The sequence below is a fragment of the Paenibacillus sp. OK003 genome (assembly GCF_900109515.1).
GTDB lineage: Bacteria > Bacillota > Bacilli > Paenibacillales > Paenibacillaceae > Paenibacillus > Paenibacillus marchantiae.
Window position 1 is genome coordinate 15586 of the sequence record NZ_FOBD01000001.1, and the last position, 18553, is coordinate 34138.

Here is an 18553-nt window from a genome sequence, read left to right on the forward strand (position 1 = left end):
CAATGCATAGATAATGGAAACCCCGTTAGTGCATGGTGAAATTATTCTTCGATGTGTTGAGAAAGAGGATCTGACTGAACTCTATGAATTGATCTACAGTGAAGACGTACCGGAATGGAAACAATGGGATGCACCATATTATGCCCTTGAACATGAGAGCTACGAAGACTTCGAGCGGAGCATGTTAAGAAGACTTGAAGCAACTCAGAGCAATGATGATCCGGACTCCATTCGAATTATTGAGTGGAATGGCCGAATCGTCGGTACAATCAGCTATTATTGGGAACATCGTCCATCCATGTGGCTAGAAATGGGAATCGTGCTATATCAATCAGCCCAATGGGGGCGGGGGATCGGCACGCGAGTACTTCAGATGTGGTCCAGTCACTTATTCGAGCATTTGCCACTGGCCCGGGTTGGTTTGACAACCTGGTCTGGCAATGAACGAATGATGCGTTCAGCTTCGAAGGCGGGGCTGCAGGTGGAAGGACGCATGCGCAAATGCCGCATCGTGGATGGCAAGCATTATGATTCGATTCGTATGGGAATGCTGCGCGAAGAGTGGGAGCAGATACGATCTTCAGGCGCAGGTCGAAATGTAAACAACTGATGGAGGATTATAGAAATGCCGAACAAGGAGGACAATCGGGAACTGTCTTTACAATTATTTGTGGTTCTCGCTCGCGCATACAATTCCGTTACATCCAGATCCAACCGGGATATCCAGAGTCATGGACTGAATACGACAGAATTTGGCGTGCTTGATTTGTTATACCATAAAGGGCCGCAGGCGTTGCAAAAGATCGGTGAGAAAGTGTTAATGTCCAGCGGCAATATTACGTATGTTGTGGACAAACTTCAGAACAAAAATCTGCTGATTCGTCGAGCATCCAAGGAAGATCGGCGTGTCATATACGCTGAATTGACGGAGGAAGGTAGACATTTGTTTACACAAATCTTTCCTCAGCACCACCAGGTGATCATTGATGCGGTCGATGGACTGGAACCTTCGGAAAAGGCAGATGCAATTCGTTTATTAAAAAAGCTTGGACTCGCTGCAGAGGGGAAAACTGACTTGCGTTAATAACGCAGGTCAGTTTTTTTATATGAATGTATGCCATTCGTCGTTCATGTATAATGAATAGATGGGCTGTATTTGAACGCGGATGATCGAGGCTGATGAAGCTGCTGCAAAAAATTGAGTGAAGCCTTCGTATAAGCAATATGGCATAATTCACGATTAGGAGAGTGATCATGTGATGTCTAAAGAACATGGCGAAATGAAGTCATCGCGCAGAATGATTGAATCGTTACCCAATCAGAGGATTCACGGCAAGGAGAACCAGGAGCAGCTTCGTACATCTCTTCCGATATCCATCTTGCTGGCAGACGATAACGTCATCAATCGGCAGGTTGTGCAGATGCAACTCCAAAAGCTGGGCATGACCCAGGTGGATACTGTCTCTAATGGGGAAGAGGCTAGTGAAGCTTTTCTCAGCAATAAATATAGTATGATCCTGATGGATAACATGATGCCTGTAATGGACGGACTGGAGGCGACACGTAATATCAGAGCCATAGAGCTGGATAAGATGTGGCAGCCCATTCCGATCATTGCGATGACAGGAAAAGTTATGGATGAAGAGAAAGAAGAATGTTTTGAAGCCGGGATGAATGATTTTATCGGCAAACCCTTCACACTTGAAGCTCTAAACAACGTGATTCAGAGGTGGCAACAACGATCCTTGTCCGAAGAAGTGGCAAAACGTTAGATAATTTACATACATGTTTCACGTGGAAGATCGACTGAAAGAGAGGGAAATGTTCATGTTATTATACGGCCTTGCTGTTCTGGTGATAATCGTTCTTGCCTTACTATGGTTAGGTGGACTTTACTTCTTCAAAACCGCCATTCGGCGTGCTCCAAAATCATTTCTGGTTGATAATCCGAACCTGATGTCCGAGCCGGATAACGAAAATATCAGCAGTGCTTCTGACTTGGCGTGGCTTAATACGCAGCCAACCGAAGATATATATATCCAATCACATGATGGATTAAAGCTGCATGGAACATGGCTTCCTTCTCCCAGTGGATCGCAGCAGCCAACGGTTATCCTGGCTCATGGCTATTCGGGAAAAGGTAGGGAGATGGCGGGTTTTGCCCGCTTTTATGCTGAAAAACGGGGTTATAATATACTGATGCCGGATGATCGTGGTCATGGACAAAGCGAAGGTAACATCATCGGATTCGGCTGGCTGGACCGTAAAGATTATGTTCAATGGATTCATTGGGTTCAGGGCAAGATCGGCACAGAGACAGAGATCATTTTGCATGGAATCTCGATGGGAGGCGCTACGGTATTGATGACAGGTGGCGAAGCTCTCCCTGATCAGGTGAAGGCCATCGTATCGGATTGTGCTTATACCTCCGTGAAGGAGGAGCTGACCTTCCAGCTTAAGCAACTATACAAGTTGCCCGCATTTCCGTTTATTCCCGTTACCAGTCTCATTTCCAAATGGAAGGCGGGCTACTTCTTTGGGGAGGCATCGGCACTAAATCAACTCTCCAAAGTTCAAGTTCCGGTTCTTTTTATTCATGGTGAGGCAGATACGTTTGTTCCGACAGAAATGGTCTATAGACTATATGAAGCATGTCCGACAGAAAAGGAACTGTTGACTATTCCCCGTGCGGGTCATGGAACAGCATTTCAAGTGGATCGTACCCGATACGAGCAGGTACTTGAATCCTTTTTGACCAAGAACCAGCAGCATTCATCTGATTCCAATTAAGCATCCTGGGTATTAAGTAGAAGATGCATGATTGAAAATGATGAATTGATATTGGATCGATATTCAATTGTGTTGCTTGTTCTGATGACACTGTTTCTTGCTCCGGTAGCCATGACCGTTGGCGGCGTGATGTTATTTAATGACAATACGTATAAGCAGGATACAGGTAAATTGCTCGTCACCGGGGCATTTTGTAGTGATGCTTATTCTCACCATTATTCTGTTTGCAGGTTCGGGGACATTGACGATTAACATCTAAGCTATGGAGGTGCTTGTATGGGGAATGAACAATTTAAGGCTGCACGGAAAGCAGAGGCAGGTTACCATTCCAACTTCTATCAGAATAATGAATTATTCGCGTCCGGTACCTGGATGGCGAGGCCCATGCCTATGGTTATGGATATGCTTGAGCGTTTACTTACACGTAGTAAGGTCCCGGCAGTTCGTATTACTCGGTAGCTTAATAGGAACATCACGAGAAGTATCATGGGGCAGGGGACATCATCACACCAGAACATGGGGGATCAGAATGAGTACATATGTGATTGGAATGGATGGCGGGGGAAGCCATACACGGGTGGCATTGGCCGATGAGAACGGAAAGGTTTTGTCATATGTGCAAAAGGGTGGTTGCAACCGCTATCATGATGCCAATGCAGAGCAGCATGTATTGGAGGGCATCGCTCAAGCCATTCGCGGAGCCGGGTTAGAAGTGGAGCAGATTGCATCCATTCAGGCAGGAATGGCAGGCCTGGATCAGCCAGAAGATACGGTCTGGGCTGAAGCTCTACTTGCCCAAACCGGTATATTGGGCAGAATCAGCGCAGTAAATGACACGCATATTGCCCATACAGCAGCCTTTGGCGGTGAGCCGGGCATTGTAGCTATTGGAGGCACAGGCTCTCTGATTCTGGGTAAAACGGAACAAGGGACCTGGCTCCGCAATGACCAGTTCGGCCACTATGCGCCAACAGCAGCTCGTTTTTTGGCTTATGACGTGGTGCATTCCATCCTGGCGGGACGTTATGGTCCGCAGGACCAATCCTGGATCGAGCAGATCTTAGCTTATTGGAATGTAACTTCGATTCCGGAACTTGCTGCACTGGGCGTATCAGGTTTTGCTGAAAATAGACAGGCCCTCAATCGGATCTTTGGTCAAATGGCTCCTTTGGTTACCGAAGCAGCCGCCGAAAATATTCCTCTTGCGGTCAGAGTATGTGACTCAGCAGCGGATACGGCTGTTGTAGGTATTCTCATGCTTGCATCGTGTTTTAAAGACCAGCAGGTGTCCATGACGCTTACAGGAAGCTGTCTGAGTACACCTTATATGGTGGAGGCCGTTCGAAGGGGACTGGATGCAGCTTATAAACCGGGTGGACAACAGATTCATTACATGACCAGCCATGTGCCAGCAGTCGGAGGTGCGCTGCTGGATGCGTATCAATTGGCAGGAATCCAGGTGCCTGAAAGTATCACGTCTGAACTCCAATCGGAGCTGAAACGGCACACGACTTGAACTTTTAAAGGCTAACGACTACAATACGATAACGGAATCAAGCAAGTTATAGGAGGAATCAGGGTGTTAATTCAATTGAAATCACGCATACAGGAGCCGGAAGTGCAGGAGCTGTTGTCCTACTCGGTCTTCCCCGACCCGGATCACCTGAATCGTGCGTTACAACAGTATGTTAATAAGGACGAGCTGCATTTGGACGGTTATGAAGACGAAGGCCAGCTGATCGGTCTGATTGGATATGAAAGTACAGGAACGAGTGAGATCACTATTCATCACATCGCTGTCCTGCCTGAGAACCGTTTTAAAAATTATGGTCGTGGCATGATTTCACAGGTGCTGGCCAAATATAATCCGGACAGACTGATCGCAGAGACCGATGTGGAAGCTGTAGAGTTTTATCGAAATACGGGATTCGTAGTGTACAGCCTGGGTGAGCTGTATCCGGGTGTGGAGCGATTCCGCTGTGTATTAGAGAAGGACGAGGAGCAAGACGAAGACTAGTATCTGCTACTACTGTGTAACGTAAAGAGAGCATAATCATAACAGGATGTTGGATTCGGCGAAGCAGCTGAATCAGACGTCCTGTTTTTTTGTCGTTTGTTTAATAAAAATAGGAAAAACGTATTGCTTTGCAATATAGTTTCATTATAGAATAGTTTCATTGAAGAATAGTTCTATGAGTGAACTATATTTTGGGGGAAGGAGAATGAAGAATGAACACACCAGATGCTAGAAGTTTGGTTAACCGCTATTTGGATGCTTCTTTCCTGGTAACCAAACGTTTTGATACCCAGATACGTGAACGCCTGGGCCAAACGATTACCACGGATCAGTTCTGTGCACTTCGTATGATCAAGGAGAAGCCGTTATGCACGCCGTCTGATCTGGCAGAACTTCTGTGTGTGGGCAAGAGCAGCATCACTGCTCTGGTCAACAAGCTGGTGGATCGGGATCTGGTCCATCGGGCCGGGGATGAGCGCGACCGCAGAGTTGTTTATTTGACCCTGACGGACAATGGACGTGAAGTATACAGGGAAACGGAACAGGAAATACAGCAGCTGCTGGAACCGTATTTGGTCCATTTCAAACCGGAAGAGGTTCAGAATTTCATTGAATCTTTTGAGAAGCTCGCAGCTTTGCTAACGCATGAAGGAGGACAGGAGAACGAATGAGAACGATTTTGAAAGCGCGATGGTGGTTGATGGGGCTATGGGTCGTTGTGGCCGCCGTATTAATGTTCACCGCCCCTAACATGAGTGAATTGATTCGGGAAAAGGGACAGTTCTCGGTTCCTGAAGGGCACTCCTCCACCAAGGCAGCGGCGATTCTTGACGAAGCCGCAGCACAAAAGGGAGAGCAGCAGGGCAGTCAGTTGGCCCTTGTATTTTATAATCCGGATGGTTTGGGTGCCGACGGTAAAGCAGAGGCAGAACAGGCCGTTAAGAAACTGGAGGCCGAAAAAGAGAAACTGGGCATTCTGTCCATACTGGAACCATTCTCTCAACCAGAATTATCTGACAAAATGATCTCTGCCGATGGCAAGACGATCTTAACGTCGCTTTCCATTGATCAGGCAGACCGTACAGTCAAGGAAATGCGCGAAGACCTTAATGAGGCTTTGTCATCGGTCAATGTGGAGCATTACATAACCGGCAAAGGCTTGATTGATGAGGATACGGTGGAAAGCTCCCAAGAAGGACTCAAAAAATCGGAGTACATTACCGTTGTATTTATTTTGCTCATCCTGTTCCTTGTATTCCGCTCTTTTGTTGCTCCATTTGTTCCACTGCTTACGGTGGGGATCAGCTACATTGTTTCACAGCAGATTGTCGCGTTCCTTGTGGACGGCCTAGACTTCCCTATATCGACATTTACGCAGATCTTTATGGTGGCGGTCATGTTCGGGATTGGTACGGATTATTGCATCCTGTTAATTAGCCGGTTCAAGGAAGAATTGGCTCATCATGAAAATACGTGGGATGCCATCATTGCTACCTACCGCACTGCAGGCAAAACGGTATTCTTCTCCGCACTCGCCGTGCTGGTTGGATTTATTGCCATCGGTTTTGCACAATTTATGCTGTATCGTTCTGCGGTAGCGGTTGCTGTCGGTATTGCCGTGATGATGCTGGCATTAGTCACGATTGTTCCATTTTTCATGGCAGTGCTGGGCAAAAGGCTGTTCTGGCCATCCAAAGGTTCACTGGAACATGCCGAGAGTAAGATTTATGGTGCAGCCGGTCGTTTTTCCTTAAAACGTCCATGGGCAGCCCTGCTCATTGTTGCAGCGGTATGTGTCCCATTATTGGCGACTTACGACGGCAAACTGTCGTTTAACAGTCTCGATGAGATTGGTGAGAAATATGATTCGGTCAAAGCATTCAATATCATTTCGGACAGCTTCGGTCCGGGTGAATCCTTACCGGGTCAGGTTGTTATCCAGAATGATGAAGCCATGGATAACGCCAAGTATATGGCGCTTTCGGAAAAGATCAGCCGGGAAGTGGAGAAGGTGCCAGGGATCTCTGGTGTCCGCAGCATGACACGTCCAACCGGTGATGAGATCAAGGATTTTGAAGTGACACAGCAAGTAGGGACATTGTCTGATGGTTTGGGCGAAGGTAAAACGGGTCTGGATAAAATCCGTGATGGCCTGAGCGAAACCAGCAGTCAGTTAAGCAAAAATGAACCACAACTTAAGGAAGCTGCGGATGGGGCTGGAGAACTGACCAAAGGTACATCCCAACTGCAATCAGGCATTACACAGTTGTCGGAAGGACTTCAGCAGATTGAAAAAGGCATTCGTGACGGCTCCTCGGGCGCCGGTGATCTAAAAGCAGGTCTGCAGAAAGCCAAAACGAGTGCAGATCAACTTGCACAGGCCAACAATCAGCTGCTTCAAGCCTATCGTCAGGCAGGCGCAGGTGTAGCTGCACTGGGTGATGGTGTAGGTGGACTACAGCAACAACTCAAAGGTGTATCTACAGCGTTGACCAGCTTGAATGAATCGTTCACAGCGCTTGAGGAGCGCTATCCTGACTTGCTGCAAGACGCCGATTATCAGCGGGTCAAAGGCACCCTTGGTGAAACAGGTACCGGCACGGCACAGCTCGCTCAAGGCTTGGGTCAAATTCAAACCAAGCTGGGCGAAGCCGCGGCGGGAATCAATCAGGCGAACGAAGGCTTTGCCTCCGCAGCATCCGGACAGAAGGCACTTGCCGATGGTCTGGGTCAGATTGTGACGGGAATCAGTCAATTGCAATCCGGTCTTAAACAGGCCGCTGACGGTCAAGGTAAAGTGATTAGTGAAATTCCTTCAATTCAGAAAGGACTTGGTCAGCTTCAGGGTGGTCAAGAGAAAATTCAGCAAGGCTTCTCGGATCTGAGTGGTCAACTGACTCAATTGACAGATGGTCTTAATCAGAGTGTAGATGGAATCGAACAGGTTTCAGGTGGACTCGATTCAGCACAGGACTACCTGACACAATTGCAAAACTCTCCTGATTCCGATCTGGCAGGCTGGTATGTTCCTGAAGAAGCACTGAATAGTAAAGACTTCACACAGGTATTTGATACGTATCTGTCCAAGGATCGGAAAACGATGACAATTGACGTTATTTTTGCCGAGAATCCATATGGAACTGAAGCGATTGATCGTGTTCCAGATATCGAAGCTGCTGTACATCGTGCCGTACAGGGAAGTGCACTTGAAAAAGCGGATATTGCCATAGGCGGGGTAACCAGTACATTTGCAGATCTGCAGGAAGTCTCCAACAACGACTACACACGCACGGTTATGCTGATGCTTGCAGGCACGTTTATCATTCTGGTCCTGCTGCTCCGTTCGGTTATTATGCCGCTGTATCTGATCGTTTCGTTGTTGCTGGCTTATTTCACTTCCATGGCCCTGACTGAAGCGATCTTTGTAAATATACTTGGATTCTCGGGTATCAGTTGGGTTACGCCGTTCTTCGGCTTTGTCATGCTGATTGCACTGGGAGTGGATTACAGCATCTTCCTGATGGACCGTTTCAATGAAAATAAAGGCATGAGAGTACAGGATGCCATGCTGTATGCCATGAAAAACATGGGTACGGTCATCCTGTCTGCAGCCGTCATTCTGAGTGGAACCTTTGCCGCAATGTATCCTTCGGGAGTTCTTTCGATGATGCAGATTGCGACGGTTGTACTCAGCGGCCTAATCTTGTATTCGCTGCTATTCCTGCCATTCTTCGTTCCTGTAATGGTGAAAATGTTTGGCCGTGCCAACTGGTGGCCATTCCCGAACAAAGAACAGGCAGATTCCGTTGATTCGGATCGTAACATAGGCATGTAATCATATGATTTATGAACAGCCCCGCTGGATTCCCGGCGGGGCTTTCTGTATTATGTTGTGCGAACCATTCGTGAAACGGAAATAAATGTGTATGCCTACGGACACCATCCCGCGCCTTGTCTCCGTTCCTCTCATACGATATATAGGAATTGGATATGGAGTAGTTTATAACACAGCAGAGAGGGGCGGCGGGATGGTATATCGATATGTGGCAATAGGAGATTCATTAACGGTAGGTACAGGAGCGCTGCTGGGCACCGGCTTTGTTCCTTTATATCGGAGAATGGCAGAAACGAATGTGCGTACGTTTGTATCCATGGATAATTTGGGAGTGAATGGACTTACGTCAGGGGAAATGCTGCAGATGATATCCAACAACCCAAGAGTGCGGCAATCGCTGCGTGAGGCGGATATTATTACGTTGTCGATTGGTGGGAACGATCTGATCCGTACATTCAAAGCGAGTGGCGGGATCCCGAATGCAAGTAAGATGACACAGGTGCTTGGGGATACTCGCAGTAACGTGTCCCAGATTATGAGGCACATCCGGCAGTTGAAAGGAAACAGTGTATATATGGTCCGTACGATTGGGTTGTACAACCCGTATCCGCAAGCGGCGGAAGCTTCATATTGGGTGCGGCAGTATAATTCATTTTTGAATGGTGCGGGATCGGGGAACTATGCCTGTGCTCAGGTCTATGACCGATTTGAAGGGCGTGAACGTGAACTGTTATTTTGGGACAGGGTTCATCCAAATGCAAAAGGCTATCGTGTGATTGCAGAACAGTTGAATCGCACAGGATACTATCCATTTGCCTGATCAGCTGGCAGTGTAGCTTAGCATGACTATTACCTCGGAGCTGACTAGACCGAAAGAAATACTTCCGTTAAGATGAGGACATACAGAGGTTGTATTATGTGAAATAAAGGAGTTATTTTTGGTGCACATTATCGATTCATGTTCCCTAAATGATTCAGAACTACAGCTCATATCCACCGTTTTATCCTCATATGGATTCACGTCCAACTGGAAAGCCCACCGTGGACAGGGAGGCATGAACAACTCTACCTTCATGGTAGAGATGGGCCAAGAATGTTACGTGTTGAGGCAGTACGAAACGCATAATGATCAAATGAAAATTGCTTTTGAACACGAGGTGCTGTCTGCCTTGTCACGTTCAGAGTTTGAGCTTGATGTGCCTGCCCCCGTTAGCCTTCCTGATGAGAAGCATGCAACATTTCTTGCTGTGCAGGATCGTTCCTCGGGCCGGAGCAAAATCGTGACGTTGTTCCATTATCGTGAGGGCCATAATCCCGTGTGGAATACACCCGATCAGCTGAGTGGGCTGGGCAGGGCGGCTGGCATGCTGTCTTCCGTTATGGCGCGCCTTCCCATATCCCTGGCTCCCGTTTATCCGCCCTATTATCAGATTCAGGAGGCTTACCCGCTCTGTTCCCCGGAGAAACTGTTACAACTATGCACCTCACCCCCGGATAAGCTAATGGCATGTGCGGATGACCTACAGAAGCTGAAGGTTGTACTACCAGGCTTATTCAACACGCTGCGAGGTATGGAGGATTTGCCGCATCAACTGGTACATGGGGATTTAAATGCATCCAATGTATTGGCAGACTCTCAGGATATCATATGTGCCATATTAGATTTTGAATTCGCCACATGGGATCTGCGGGTAATGGAGCTGGCTGTGCCCATGTCTGACCTTCTGACGATGGACAAGGAGCAGGCATGGATGTGGGAGGCTTTGGAGGGATTAATTCAGGGATTCAGGCAACAGGTCAGTCTGGAGCCAGAGGAGCTGAGTGTGATTCCAGCGCTTATTTTGCTTCGAAGTCTGGATGTGGTGATGCATTTTATCAGTCGATTGTTCGAAGGTACCGATGAGCCTGAAGTGGCTGTGCAGCAAATCAGGAAGCTGAGAGAACGGGTAGACTGGATGAAAGGTAATGAGGAACGGCTGCGTAAGCTGCTGATTTAACTCTGCCCCATGTGGATGTATAACAAAAGTGCACTGATTTCTGCCTTGAGGCAATTATCAGTGCACTTTTTATTTGGTGAAATTTTTTATCACGAATGAATGGAATGGATGCGTACATTTCAAATTCATGACGTCGAATCCAATGCTCAATCTAACGTAATCAAACAGCTTTACAGTCCACGCTTGCGGAACCAGCTGCGAACAGCCCAGCGACGTTCCTGGCGCTTCTTATATTTTGGCAGAGAGCGATACACGTTCAGTGATTGCTCGTAGGCTTGTTTTGCATCTGCAGTACGTCCAAGGGAGCGGTACACCGAGCCGAGCAAATAATACGCTTCACTGGATGAGGAATGAATCTCCTGGAATTGTTGAACGTATGCCAGCGCTTTGTCCCGGTGAGTATCCTTGAATGCACCTGCAAGTGTCAGATAAGGACGTCCATATTTCACTCTTGGATTAATATCCAATGCCTGCAAAATATGACGCTCGCCTTCTTCCGTTTGGCCCAGATGAAGTTCAGTTGTGCCCAGCGCCTCCCAGTATTCGGCTGATTGCTCGTAAGGACGTTCCAGTTCCAGCAGCAAGGCATGAGCTTCGCTATAACGTTTGCGTTCAATTAACAGACGGGCCAGATCCAGCTTGGAAGAGACTTCATTCGGACTCATGGCAAGCTGCTGCCGGAGCCGTGAGATGTTACGCATACGCTTAAGTGGCTTCATGAAGCTTGGCATCACCCCAACATAGCGACGATCCAGGAAATACAGAATGATGAGGAAAATAATAACCGCCAAGAACGGATTGCCTACAATCCGCCACAGGAGGCCAAAGATTAGAAATTTAATCAGCACGACAAAGTCAACTCCAATTATGATGTAATCGCATTTCGAACACTTAAAATATATTTGGATTGGTCCAGCGGGTTAACTCCTCTGCGTTTCCGCGTATGGGTCTGATCCGAAGGACAATCCTGGTACCCGGCAAATGAAGTCGTGAGCACCCCGCGTCCGCTCGTCTCTGAGCGGAGCTTCACCGGATAATCCATGGAGCTTGCCAGAGGCATACGTCCTTCAACGATGCATCGACCGCCTCCGATGATTGGCGCTTCAAAGGTTGCTCGCATATGTACCAGATCGCTGAGCGCTTTGCCACCGTACTCCTCCGGAACCGTTAACCGGAAATTCAGAATGGGTTCCAGCAGGGTTGTACCCGTGCTTGCCAACCCATCCATGATCCCCATCGGCGTGGCTACCACAAAATCCAGTGGATGGGTATGCCAGACATGGTGCTCACCTTCGATTAGCGTAATGCGCAGGTCGGTAACCTCCCACCCCAACAACCCCTGAGATAGCGCTTCAGGAATGCGGCGCTCCACTTCATTCTGATAACGAAGCAGGAGATGATCTGTGCGGACGGTAGATGAGTAGATCAGACCGCTGCCCCGTGGCAAAGGCTCAATGCTGAATCGAAGAATGGCCCAGCAGGGCTTGGGCATCGTATACGCGATGAAGCCTTCCCCGGAAGAACGAGGGGTTTCCTTATAGATGACGGACGGCGGGTCGAATACGACATCCAGTCCGAAACGACTCATCAGCAGGCTGGACAGAATTTCAAGCTGAATGGTTCCCATCACTTTAAGATGCAGTTCCCGTTCTTCAGGCAACCATTGCAAATCGAGCAGAGGATCTTCATCCGTCAGCTCTTGCAATGCGGCTACAAGGTCAGGATAACGAGCCGTGTCTTTACCATGGACCTGCACGGTCAACAAGGGAACAGCCAGCTGGGGTACAGGAGGCACCCCTTCGGGGCTGCCAATAATATCACCAACATGGGTTTCGCTTAGTCCGTACAGTGCAGCGATCTGTCCGGCATGAACAGCACCTGTATCCGCCCATTTCCGACCATCCATTCGGCGAATCTGTGTCACTTTCTCTTCCAGCTCCCGAGTGGAGTTATAGATCGTATCCCGATTATGCACGCTGCCACCATACATGCGAACATAAGCTGTACGGCCCATCGTTTTATCCCGTTCAATTTTGAATACAACCCCGGATACTGAAGGCTCTTGAGGCTGTGCAGGTGGAGGAAGAAATTCGACGATGGCATCCAGAAGCTCCGTTACGCCGATCCCTTTGCCAGAAGCACCATAACAAATGGGGAACACTTCGCCCTGATGCACTTGTGTGTGAAATGCTTCATCTAGCAGGTCAGCAGGCAGCGTTTCACCATTAATGTAGGCTTCCATCAGATCTTCATCGAGTTCGGCCAATAGTTCAAAAAGGCCGGGGATTGATGAAGGGGAACCCTTCAATTGCGTTTGGTCCTCATTCCATAAGGAGTCAATGCCCTCGAACACCTCTTCGTTCATACGAAAGGATTGGATCTCGCATACGAACGGAGAGAGACTGGACCGGATCTGATCGATAACCGTCTCAGCAGAGGCGCCAACCCGATCCATTTTGTTAATATAAAGCAGGGTAGGAATTCCAAGCGAACGGAGAGCATGCCAGATGGTCTCGCTTTGGGATTGAACCCCTTCCACGGCGGACACAATCAGTACGGCTCCGTCCATAACACGCAGGGATCGCTCTACCTCAGAGCTGAAATCGATATGTCCTGGCGTATCCATCAGATCAATAATCGTATCTTTCCAGATCAGAGAGGTCATAGCCGCCTGCACGGAAATGCCTCGTTCCTTTTCAATATCCAGAGAGTCTGTTGCTGTTGTTCCGTCATCCACGCGACCTGGACTACGTACGACACCGCTATGAAATAACATATGCTCTGTCGTTGTTGTTTTCCCTGCATCGACGTGTGCGAAGATGCCGATATTTCTGCGATTCAATTCGTTTAACATGGGATGTAAGGCTCCTCTGGCAGCAGAAACACATCGTTTCCGACATTGTAATTCAGTATTATAACATACCACACGAGTAGTATGGAAGAATATGTTACACACAGACCAATCTCTACATTTCAGGATGTTGTGACCATCACGTTTGGTCCTGATCTTTTATGGTTTTACGGTAGGCAGCAGGTGTGGTGCCCGTCAGTTTCTTGAATTGTCGATAAAAATGGGGCAGGCTCTCAAAGCCGCAGGCATCGGCAACAACGGCCATCGTCTCATTACTTCGCAGCAGATGCTCTTTCGCCATAATAACCCGGCGGGCCAATGCATAGTCAGTTAGCGTCATGCCGGTATACCTTTTGAATGCACGGCTGAAGTGAGCCGGGGATACGGCTGCCTTCCGTGCCAGTTCCGGCAAGGAAAGGCCATTCTGCAGCTCTTCATCCATATGAGTCAGCGTAGAGGAGAGCCAGTCGGGTCCAGGAACACTTCTGGCAGGGCTTGCAGGACCGACTGCCTCCAATCGCTCCAGATCAATGAGTAAGAGCTGCAACCGCAGCAGAGCGGCGTGGGCACTCAGGTGATGTTCTAACTGGAATTCTGCATGAATGTCGTCAATTAATGCAGTCACCTGTGCTTGCTCCTTGGCTTCTAGATGCCTCTTGTACACCCTGCGTTTGCGGCAGCGTTCAAATAGAGAGAGCATAGCTGACGCATTGCCTCCCGCTGTGGAGGCCAGTAATCCTGGACTGAAGAACAAGGCCGATGAAGTCACCGGATTTCCGGCATCCGGCAATGCACGATGTACCGTGCTGCCAGGAATGATAAACAAATCACCCTCCTGCATGTCTTCAAGACCGGTATCAATGAAAATGGTGCCCTGACCCCGATATACATAAATAATTTCATGCCAGTCATGAAGATGATCCGGCAACTCGTTCTGGGGGGACTTGGTATCTGCATACACCAGACGAAAGGGAATCCCCGATTCCGCCTGAATGGTTGTACGAACGGGCGAACGTTCCATTCGATCTCCTTTCCAAACAGTGCTTACAAAAAAAGTGGTTATATCTGATCATGAAAGAGTACATTTACCGCAATATAAGCAATTAAATTTCCTTTTATTGATGATACAATGAATTTAAAGCGTTTTCAATGGAAGTTAAGCGGCTGTGTGCCGTGCAGCGGGACATCTGATGTTGACAAATAAAACGATGAGGTGAGTGTTCATGTCGGCGAGCACGAAAAGACCAAGGCTAAAGCTGAATCTGCTCGGAAGTGATAGCCAGCGCAAGTGCAGAGAAGTGATGGAACGTCCCGTAAAGGTACTACAGATTGGGGAAGGCAATTTTTTGCGTGGGTTTGCAGACTGGATGCTTCATGAGAGTGCCAGACAAGGCAAATTCCATGGCAGTGTTGCGGTGACCCAGCCTCGGCCTGGGGGAAAGGCAAAGCTGGAACAAATTCGTGATCAGGACGGATTGTATACGATGATTACCCGGGGGCTGTCACAGGGAAACGTGGTGGAACGTACAGAAATGATCTCGATTTTTTCACAGTGTATTAATCCGTACGAAGAATGGCAGGATTTTCTGAAACTAGCGGAATTGCCTTCCCTGGAGTTTGTCATCTCCAATACAACCGAATCGGGATTGAAATATACCTATGCAGAATACACACAGGGTGAACCGGTACAATCATTTCCAGGTAAACTGACGGTCTTCTTGCATCAACGTTATCTGCGCTTTGATGGGGACCCATCCAGAGGGTTGATTCACCTGCCGTGTGAGTTGCTTGAGGGCAATGGGGATGTACTGCGCAGTTGTGTGCTGCAGCATAGTGAAGATTTCGGTTATTCTGAAGGCTTCCGTTCATGGATTGAGAACCATAATCTGTTCCTGAACAATCTGGTTGACCGGATTGTCACAGGTGCACCGACTCAGGAAGAAGCCGATTCCCTGACCAATCGCTGGGGATACGAGGATCAACTGGTCAATACGGCTGAGCCATATCATTTCTGGGCCATTCAGGCAGATGAAGCACTGGACAAGAAACTCCCCCTGAAACAGGCGGGACTCAACGTACATTGGGTGAAGGATTTGAAACCTTTTCAGCTGCGCAAGGTTCGTATTTTGAATGGTGCTCATACCCTCATGTCTTCGCTCGGCATTCTGCAAGGCAAGGAACATGTGAGAGAGACGATGGAAGACCCAGAGTTTGGCTCTTGGGTCAGAGAAGCGGTACATCAGGAGATCGTGCCTGCACTGGATATGCCGGATCATCATCTGGATCAGTACGCAGGGGAAGTGTTTGAACGTTTCCTCAATCCGTATATTAATCACAAGCTGCATGATATTGCATTAAATACAGTAGGAAAGTTCAAAGTCCGTGTGCTGCCTACACTTTTGGCCTATGAGCAAAATCAGGGAACCTGGCCGGCTCGGCTCGTGAAAGGATTTGCGGGATTATTGTGTCTGTATCGTCCAGTGAACACGCCAGACGGTTACATGGGACAGCGACTGAACGGTGAGTCCGTCCTGCTTCGGGATGATGTGGATGTATTGTCTTCACTCGCGAAGCATTGGGAGAGTTATGATCCTCTGAATAGGGATAAGCAGCAATTAGAGCTGAGTGTAGCTGCTGTATTGTCTGATGTATCGATCTGGGGAGAAAATCTGGATGATCGACAGGGGCTTCGCGAAGCAATCGTTCACGAAATTGGTTTGCTGGAAGGTGAGAGTTGATGAACACAACACGTACAGTTAATGACTGGATTGCGATTCAACCACAGGATGATGTCATTATAGCTCTTCGGGATTATGTAAAAGGGGAAAGCATTACCCTTCCAGACAGTACTACTTTTACATTAAGGGACGACGTGCCCAAAGGCCATAAAATTGCTGTGCATACCCTCGCACCAGGCGAGGATGTGATGAAATATGGTTTTTCCATTGGGATAGCCAAGGAACAGATTGAGCAGGGGAGCTGGATTCACAGTCACAATCTGAAAACAGGACTTCACGGATTACTTGAATACCAATATCATCCAGGACCATCTGTCCAGACGGACATGCCTCCGGAACATCTACGTTCATTTGATGGGTATCTGCGTCCTAACGGTGAAGCAGGCATCCGTAATGAAATCTGGATTGTAAATACGGTCGGCTGCATTAATAAAGTATGTGAGGCATTAGCTCGGATGGGCCAGTCGCAGTTCGGCAGCAGGGTGGATGGCGTATATCATTTTCCGCACCCGTTCGGATGCTCGCAGCTGGGAGATGACCTTAAATATACGCAGCAGGTATTGGCTTCCCTGGTGGAACACCCGAATGCCGGCGGCGTGCTGGTCATTGGTCTGGGTTGCGAAAATAATCAGGTAGACCAGTTCCGCGAATGTATCGCACCGGAATATCAGGGGAAAGTCCGTTTTCTCAAAGCGCAGGAAACAGATGACGAGCTTGAGGAAGGACTGCGTCTGATGGAAGAGCTCGTGGAGCTCGTCGAACATGAACAGCGTCAGCCGCTGCCCCTGAGCAAGCTCAAAATTGGATTGAAGTGCGGCGGTTCGGACGGTCTGTCCGGGATTACAGCGAACCCGCTCGTTGGCTCCGTTGCCGATATGCTGGTTGCTGCCGGAGGTACGGCTATATTGACCGAAGTTCCCGAGATGTTTGGTGCAGAGACCATTCTGATGAATCGGGCGGCCAATGAGCAGGTGTTTGATGATTTGGTGGACCTGGTGAACGGCTTCAAGCAATACTTTGTGAACCACGGTCAGAATATATATGAAAATCCTTCACCAGGGAACAAAGCGGGTGGAATTACCACGCTGGAAGAAAAATCTTTGGGATGTACGCAAAAGGGAGGGCGTTCTTCCGTAATTGATGTGCTTCGTTACGGCAAACGTGTTACTCAAATCGGCCTGAACATCGTGGAAGCTCCGGGGAATGATCTCGTGTCTGTTACGGCACTGTCTGCTGCGGGTGCGCACATTGTTCTTTTTACGACAGGTCGCGGAACGCCGTTTGGAGGCCCGGTACCTACCGTCAAGATTGCAACCCAATCCGACCTCGCAAATCGGAAAAAGCACTGGATCGATTTTAACGCAGGTCAACTGCTGGAAGGTAAGACGATGGAGGACGTGAAAGTGCAGCTGTTCAGCCAACTGCTCGATATAGCTTCAGGGCGGGCGCATACGCTCAGCGAGCAGCATGGATTTCGGGAAATTGCGATATTCAAGGATGGGGTCATCCTGTAATCTTACTCGTTCACTGTTTTATGCCTATTGCATAAATGATAAACGTATATACAGCAAATCCCGGCAGCCCTCTTCGGCTTCCGGGATTTGTCGTGTACGAATATTTTAATCATTTTATCGCAAAGGCTTTTTTGATTTTGGCCAGTGCGGCAGCAGAAGTGTGTTTCTCCAAATGTTGTAACAGGAGTTCGCTCGCGTCTGCAACGCTGCCCTCAAACGGCTGAATACCTTGACGCTTCATCCAGTACCCTGAGGTCTCATAAGCAGAACTGTTCCAAGCGACCTTGCCTTCAGCGAGGCCTTCTTTTTCTTTGGTACCGCAGATAACAATGGCGCTAATACTTTGAAGGTCCAGCAGCCCTTGGTCAAATGCCTTTTTGTCCTCTTTGGCTCCAAAACCTGCCTGTGAACGCAGCGTCCGTCCATCGATCCCCTCTTGCTTTTCAATTATTTCATACAGCTTGAATGCTTCTGGAGAGAGCAATCCCGCGTCATATTGTTCCTCCATGACTCTGGCGTCCGCTAGCAGACGGTGCACCCATGGAAAATATTCGCGTGAGACGAGAATCGCTTTCTTTTTGACAAATTTGCCATAGGCAGCGATCCCTTCCTCAGCCAGACGTGAACGCCATAACCAGGGATCAAGCGCGTTATCCTCATGCCAGTTTTCTTTAGGGGTTATGGAGGAAAGTGAAGGGTATTCAGGGAATAAAGGTGCGAGTGGGAGAAGTCCCACAGCCTCTATTCGTTGAACAGCTTCTTCGTAAGTTACAATCGATTCATGCTCATTCATCATGATTTTGGCAAGCTC

18 protein-coding genes are annotated in these 18553 nt (G+C 48.4%); 14 read left to right on the forward strand and 4 right to left on the reverse strand.

All coding sequences use genetic code 11. The annotated features are described in order from the left end of the window. The first annotated feature begins 13 nt into the window (after positions 1 to 13). The 12 genes from BMW94_RS00055 to BMW94_RS00105 all read left to right on the forward strand — a co-directional run bounded on the left by BMW94_RS00055 (position 14) and on the right by BMW94_RS00105 (position 10639). Positions 14 to 610 carry a GNAT family N-acetyltransferase gene (locus tag BMW94_RS00055; RefSeq protein ID WP_090993373.1) on the forward strand — a complete coding sequence of 199 codons (597 nt, stop codon included), beginning with the start codon at positions 14 to 16 and terminating at the stop codon, positions 608 to 610. Between the two features lie 15 nt (positions 611 to 625). After that, positions 626 to 1084, forward strand: coding sequence for a MarR family winged helix-turn-helix transcriptional regulator (locus BMW94_RS00060; RefSeq protein WP_090993375.1), 459 nt, complete (start codon positions 626 to 628; stop codon positions 1082 to 1084). Positions 1085 to 1259: 175 nt separating this feature from the next. Beyond that, a complete protein-coding gene (locus BMW94_RS00065; protein WP_090993377.1) occupies positions 1260 to 1772 on the forward strand; it encodes a response regulator in 513 nt (170 codons plus the stop codon). A gap of 55 nt (positions 1773 to 1827) precedes the next feature. Beyond that, positions 1828 to 2790: an alpha/beta hydrolase gene (locus BMW94_RS00070; protein ID WP_090993379.1), complete on the forward strand. Its 963-nt coding sequence runs from the start codon at positions 1828 to 1830 to the stop codon at positions 2788 to 2790. Between the two features lie 27 nt (positions 2791 to 2817). Then, entirely contained in the window at positions 2818 to 3042 is a 225-nt protein-coding gene (locus BMW94_RS00075) for a hypothetical protein (protein ID WP_090993382.1), read from the forward strand. Between the two features lie 24 nt (positions 3043 to 3066). Further along, the gene (locus tag BMW94_RS30325; protein ID WP_175480536.1) at positions 3067 to 3249 is read left to right on the forward strand and encodes a hypothetical protein; all 183 of its coding nucleotides are present in this window, start codon (positions 3067 to 3069) and stop codon (positions 3247 to 3249) included. Positions 3250 to 3319: 70 nt separating this feature from the next. Next, the gene (locus tag BMW94_RS00080) at positions 3320 to 4306 is read left to right on the forward strand and encodes an N-acetylglucosamine kinase (protein ID WP_175480537.1); all 987 of its coding nucleotides are present in this window, start codon (positions 3320 to 3322) and stop codon (positions 4304 to 4306) included. A gap of 63 nt (positions 4307 to 4369) precedes the next feature. Then, positions 4370 to 4807: a GNAT family N-acetyltransferase gene (locus BMW94_RS00085; protein ID WP_063564697.1), complete on the forward strand. Its 438-nt coding sequence runs from the start codon at positions 4370 to 4372 to the stop codon at positions 4805 to 4807. A 212-nt stretch (positions 4808 to 5019) separates the two neighbouring features. Then, positions 5020 to 5478, forward strand: a complete 459-nt coding sequence (locus BMW94_RS00090; RefSeq protein ID WP_090993386.1) for a MarR family winged helix-turn-helix transcriptional regulator — start codon at positions 5020 to 5022, stop codon at positions 5476 to 5478. After that, a complete protein-coding gene (locus tag BMW94_RS00095; RefSeq protein WP_090993388.1) occupies positions 5475 to 8642 on the forward strand; it encodes an MMPL family transporter in 3168 nt (1055 codons plus the stop codon). Before BMW94_RS00090 ends, BMW94_RS00095 begins: the two co-directional genes overlap by 4 nt. A 193-nt stretch (positions 8643 to 8835) precedes the next feature. Beyond that, positions 8836 to 9462: a GDSL-type esterase/lipase family protein gene (locus BMW94_RS00100; protein WP_090993391.1), complete on the forward strand. Its 627-nt coding sequence runs from the start codon at positions 8836 to 8838 to the stop codon at positions 9460 to 9462. 235 nt (positions 9463 to 9697) lie between these two features. After that, positions 9698 to 10639: a phosphotransferase gene (locus tag BMW94_RS00105; protein WP_139209278.1), complete on the forward strand. Its 942-nt coding sequence runs from the start codon at positions 9698 to 9700 to the stop codon at positions 10637 to 10639. Between the two features lie 170 nt (positions 10640 to 10809). Here BMW94_RS00105 and BMW94_RS00110 read toward each other — a convergent pair whose 3' ends face one another. The 3 genes from BMW94_RS00110 to BMW94_RS00120 form a co-directional block, all read right to left on the reverse strand. Continuing rightward, a complete protein-coding gene (locus BMW94_RS00110; RefSeq protein ID WP_063564693.1) occupies positions 10810 to 11487 on the reverse strand; it encodes a tetratricopeptide repeat protein in 678 nt (225 codons plus the stop codon). Positions 11488 to 11504: 17 nt separating this feature from the next. Then, positions 11505 to 13493 (reverse strand): GTP-binding protein, encoded by a 1989-nt coding sequence (locus tag BMW94_RS00115; RefSeq protein ID WP_090993395.1) that lies wholly within the window; start codon positions 13491 to 13493, stop codon positions 11505 to 11507. 136 nt (positions 13494 to 13629) lie between these two features. Next, a complete protein-coding gene (locus tag BMW94_RS00120; RefSeq protein ID WP_090993397.1) occupies positions 13630 to 14511 on the reverse strand; it encodes an AraC family transcriptional regulator in 882 nt (293 codons plus the stop codon). Positions 14512 to 14713: 202 nt separating this feature from the next. Here BMW94_RS00120 and BMW94_RS00125 point away from each other — a divergent pair, with 202 nt between their 5' ends. Both BMW94_RS00125 and BMW94_RS00130 read left to right on the forward strand, forming a co-directional pair. Then, a complete protein-coding gene (locus tag BMW94_RS00125) occupies positions 14714 to 16228 on the forward strand; it encodes a tagaturonate reductase (RefSeq protein ID WP_090993398.1) in 1515 nt (504 codons plus the stop codon). Beyond that, positions 16228 to 17742, forward strand: a complete 1515-nt coding sequence (locus tag BMW94_RS00130) for a UxaA family hydrolase (protein ID WP_090993400.1) — start codon at positions 16228 to 16230, stop codon at positions 17740 to 17742. Before BMW94_RS00125 ends, BMW94_RS00130 begins: the two co-directional genes overlap by 1 nt. A gap of 109 nt (positions 17743 to 17851) precedes the next feature. On the opposite strand, the gene BMW94_RS00135 is transcribed toward BMW94_RS00130, so the two are convergent. Further along, complete coding sequence (locus tag BMW94_RS00135) at positions 17852 to 18538, reverse strand: AlkZ-related protein (RefSeq protein ID WP_254790061.1); 687 nt, start codon at positions 18536 to 18538, stop codon at positions 17852 to 17854. Positions 18539 to 18553: the final 15 nt, after the last annotated feature.

Excerpts from the sequence above, each read along its gene's own strand:
- BMW94_RS00080 (WP_175480537.1), top strand. The coding sequence starts at position 3,320 with ATGAGTACATATGTGATTGGAATGGATGGCGGGGGAAGCCATACACGG.
- BMW94_RS00135 (WP_254790061.1), bottom strand. The coding sequence starts at position 18,538 with ATGATGAATGAGCATGAATCGATTGTAACTTACGAAGAAGCTGTTCAA.
- BMW94_RS00115 (WP_090993395.1), bottom strand. The coding sequence starts at position 13,493 with ATGTTAAACGAATTGAATCGCAGAAATATCGGCATCTTCGCACACGTC.
- BMW94_RS00065 (WP_090993377.1), top strand. The coding sequence starts at position 1,260 with ATGTCTAAAGAACATGGCGAAATGAAGTCATCGCGCAGAATGATTGAA.
- BMW94_RS00090 (WP_090993386.1), top strand. The coding sequence starts at position 5,020 with ATGAACACACCAGATGCTAGAAGTTTGGTTAACCGCTATTTGGATGCT.
- BMW94_RS00120 (WP_090993397.1), bottom strand. The coding sequence starts at position 14,511 with ATGGAACGTTCGCCCGTTCGTACAACCATTCAGGCGGAATCGGGGATT.
- BMW94_RS00130 (WP_090993400.1), top strand. The coding sequence starts at position 16,228 with ATGAACACAACACGTACAGTTAATGACTGGATTGCGATTCAACCACAG.
- BMW94_RS00095 (WP_090993388.1), top strand. The coding sequence starts at position 5,475 with ATGAGAACGATTTTGAAAGCGCGATGGTGGTTGATGGGGCTATGGGTC.
- BMW94_RS00075 (WP_090993382.1), top strand. The coding sequence starts at position 2,818 with ATGATTGAAAATGATGAATTGATATTGGATCGATATTCAATTGTGTTG.
- BMW94_RS00055 (WP_090993373.1), top strand. The coding sequence starts at position 14 with ATGGAAACCCCGTTAGTGCATGGTGAAATTATTCTTCGATGTGTTGAG.
- BMW94_RS00105 (WP_139209278.1), top strand. The coding sequence starts at position 9,698 with ATGAACAACTCTACCTTCATGGTAGAGATGGGCCAAGAATGTTACGTG.
- BMW94_RS30325 (WP_175480536.1), top strand. The coding sequence starts at position 3,067 with ATGGGGAATGAACAATTTAAGGCTGCACGGAAAGCAGAGGCAGGTTAC.
- BMW94_RS00060 (WP_090993375.1), top strand. The coding sequence starts at position 626 with ATGCCGAACAAGGAGGACAATCGGGAACTGTCTTTACAATTATTTGTG.
- BMW94_RS00070 (WP_090993379.1), top strand. The coding sequence starts at position 1,828 with ATGTTATTATACGGCCTTGCTGTTCTGGTGATAATCGTTCTTGCCTTA.
- BMW94_RS00125 (WP_090993398.1), top strand. The coding sequence starts at position 14,714 with ATGTCGGCGAGCACGAAAAGACCAAGGCTAAAGCTGAATCTGCTCGGA.
- BMW94_RS00100 (WP_090993391.1), top strand. The coding sequence starts at position 8,836 with ATGGTATATCGATATGTGGCAATAGGAGATTCATTAACGGTAGGTACA.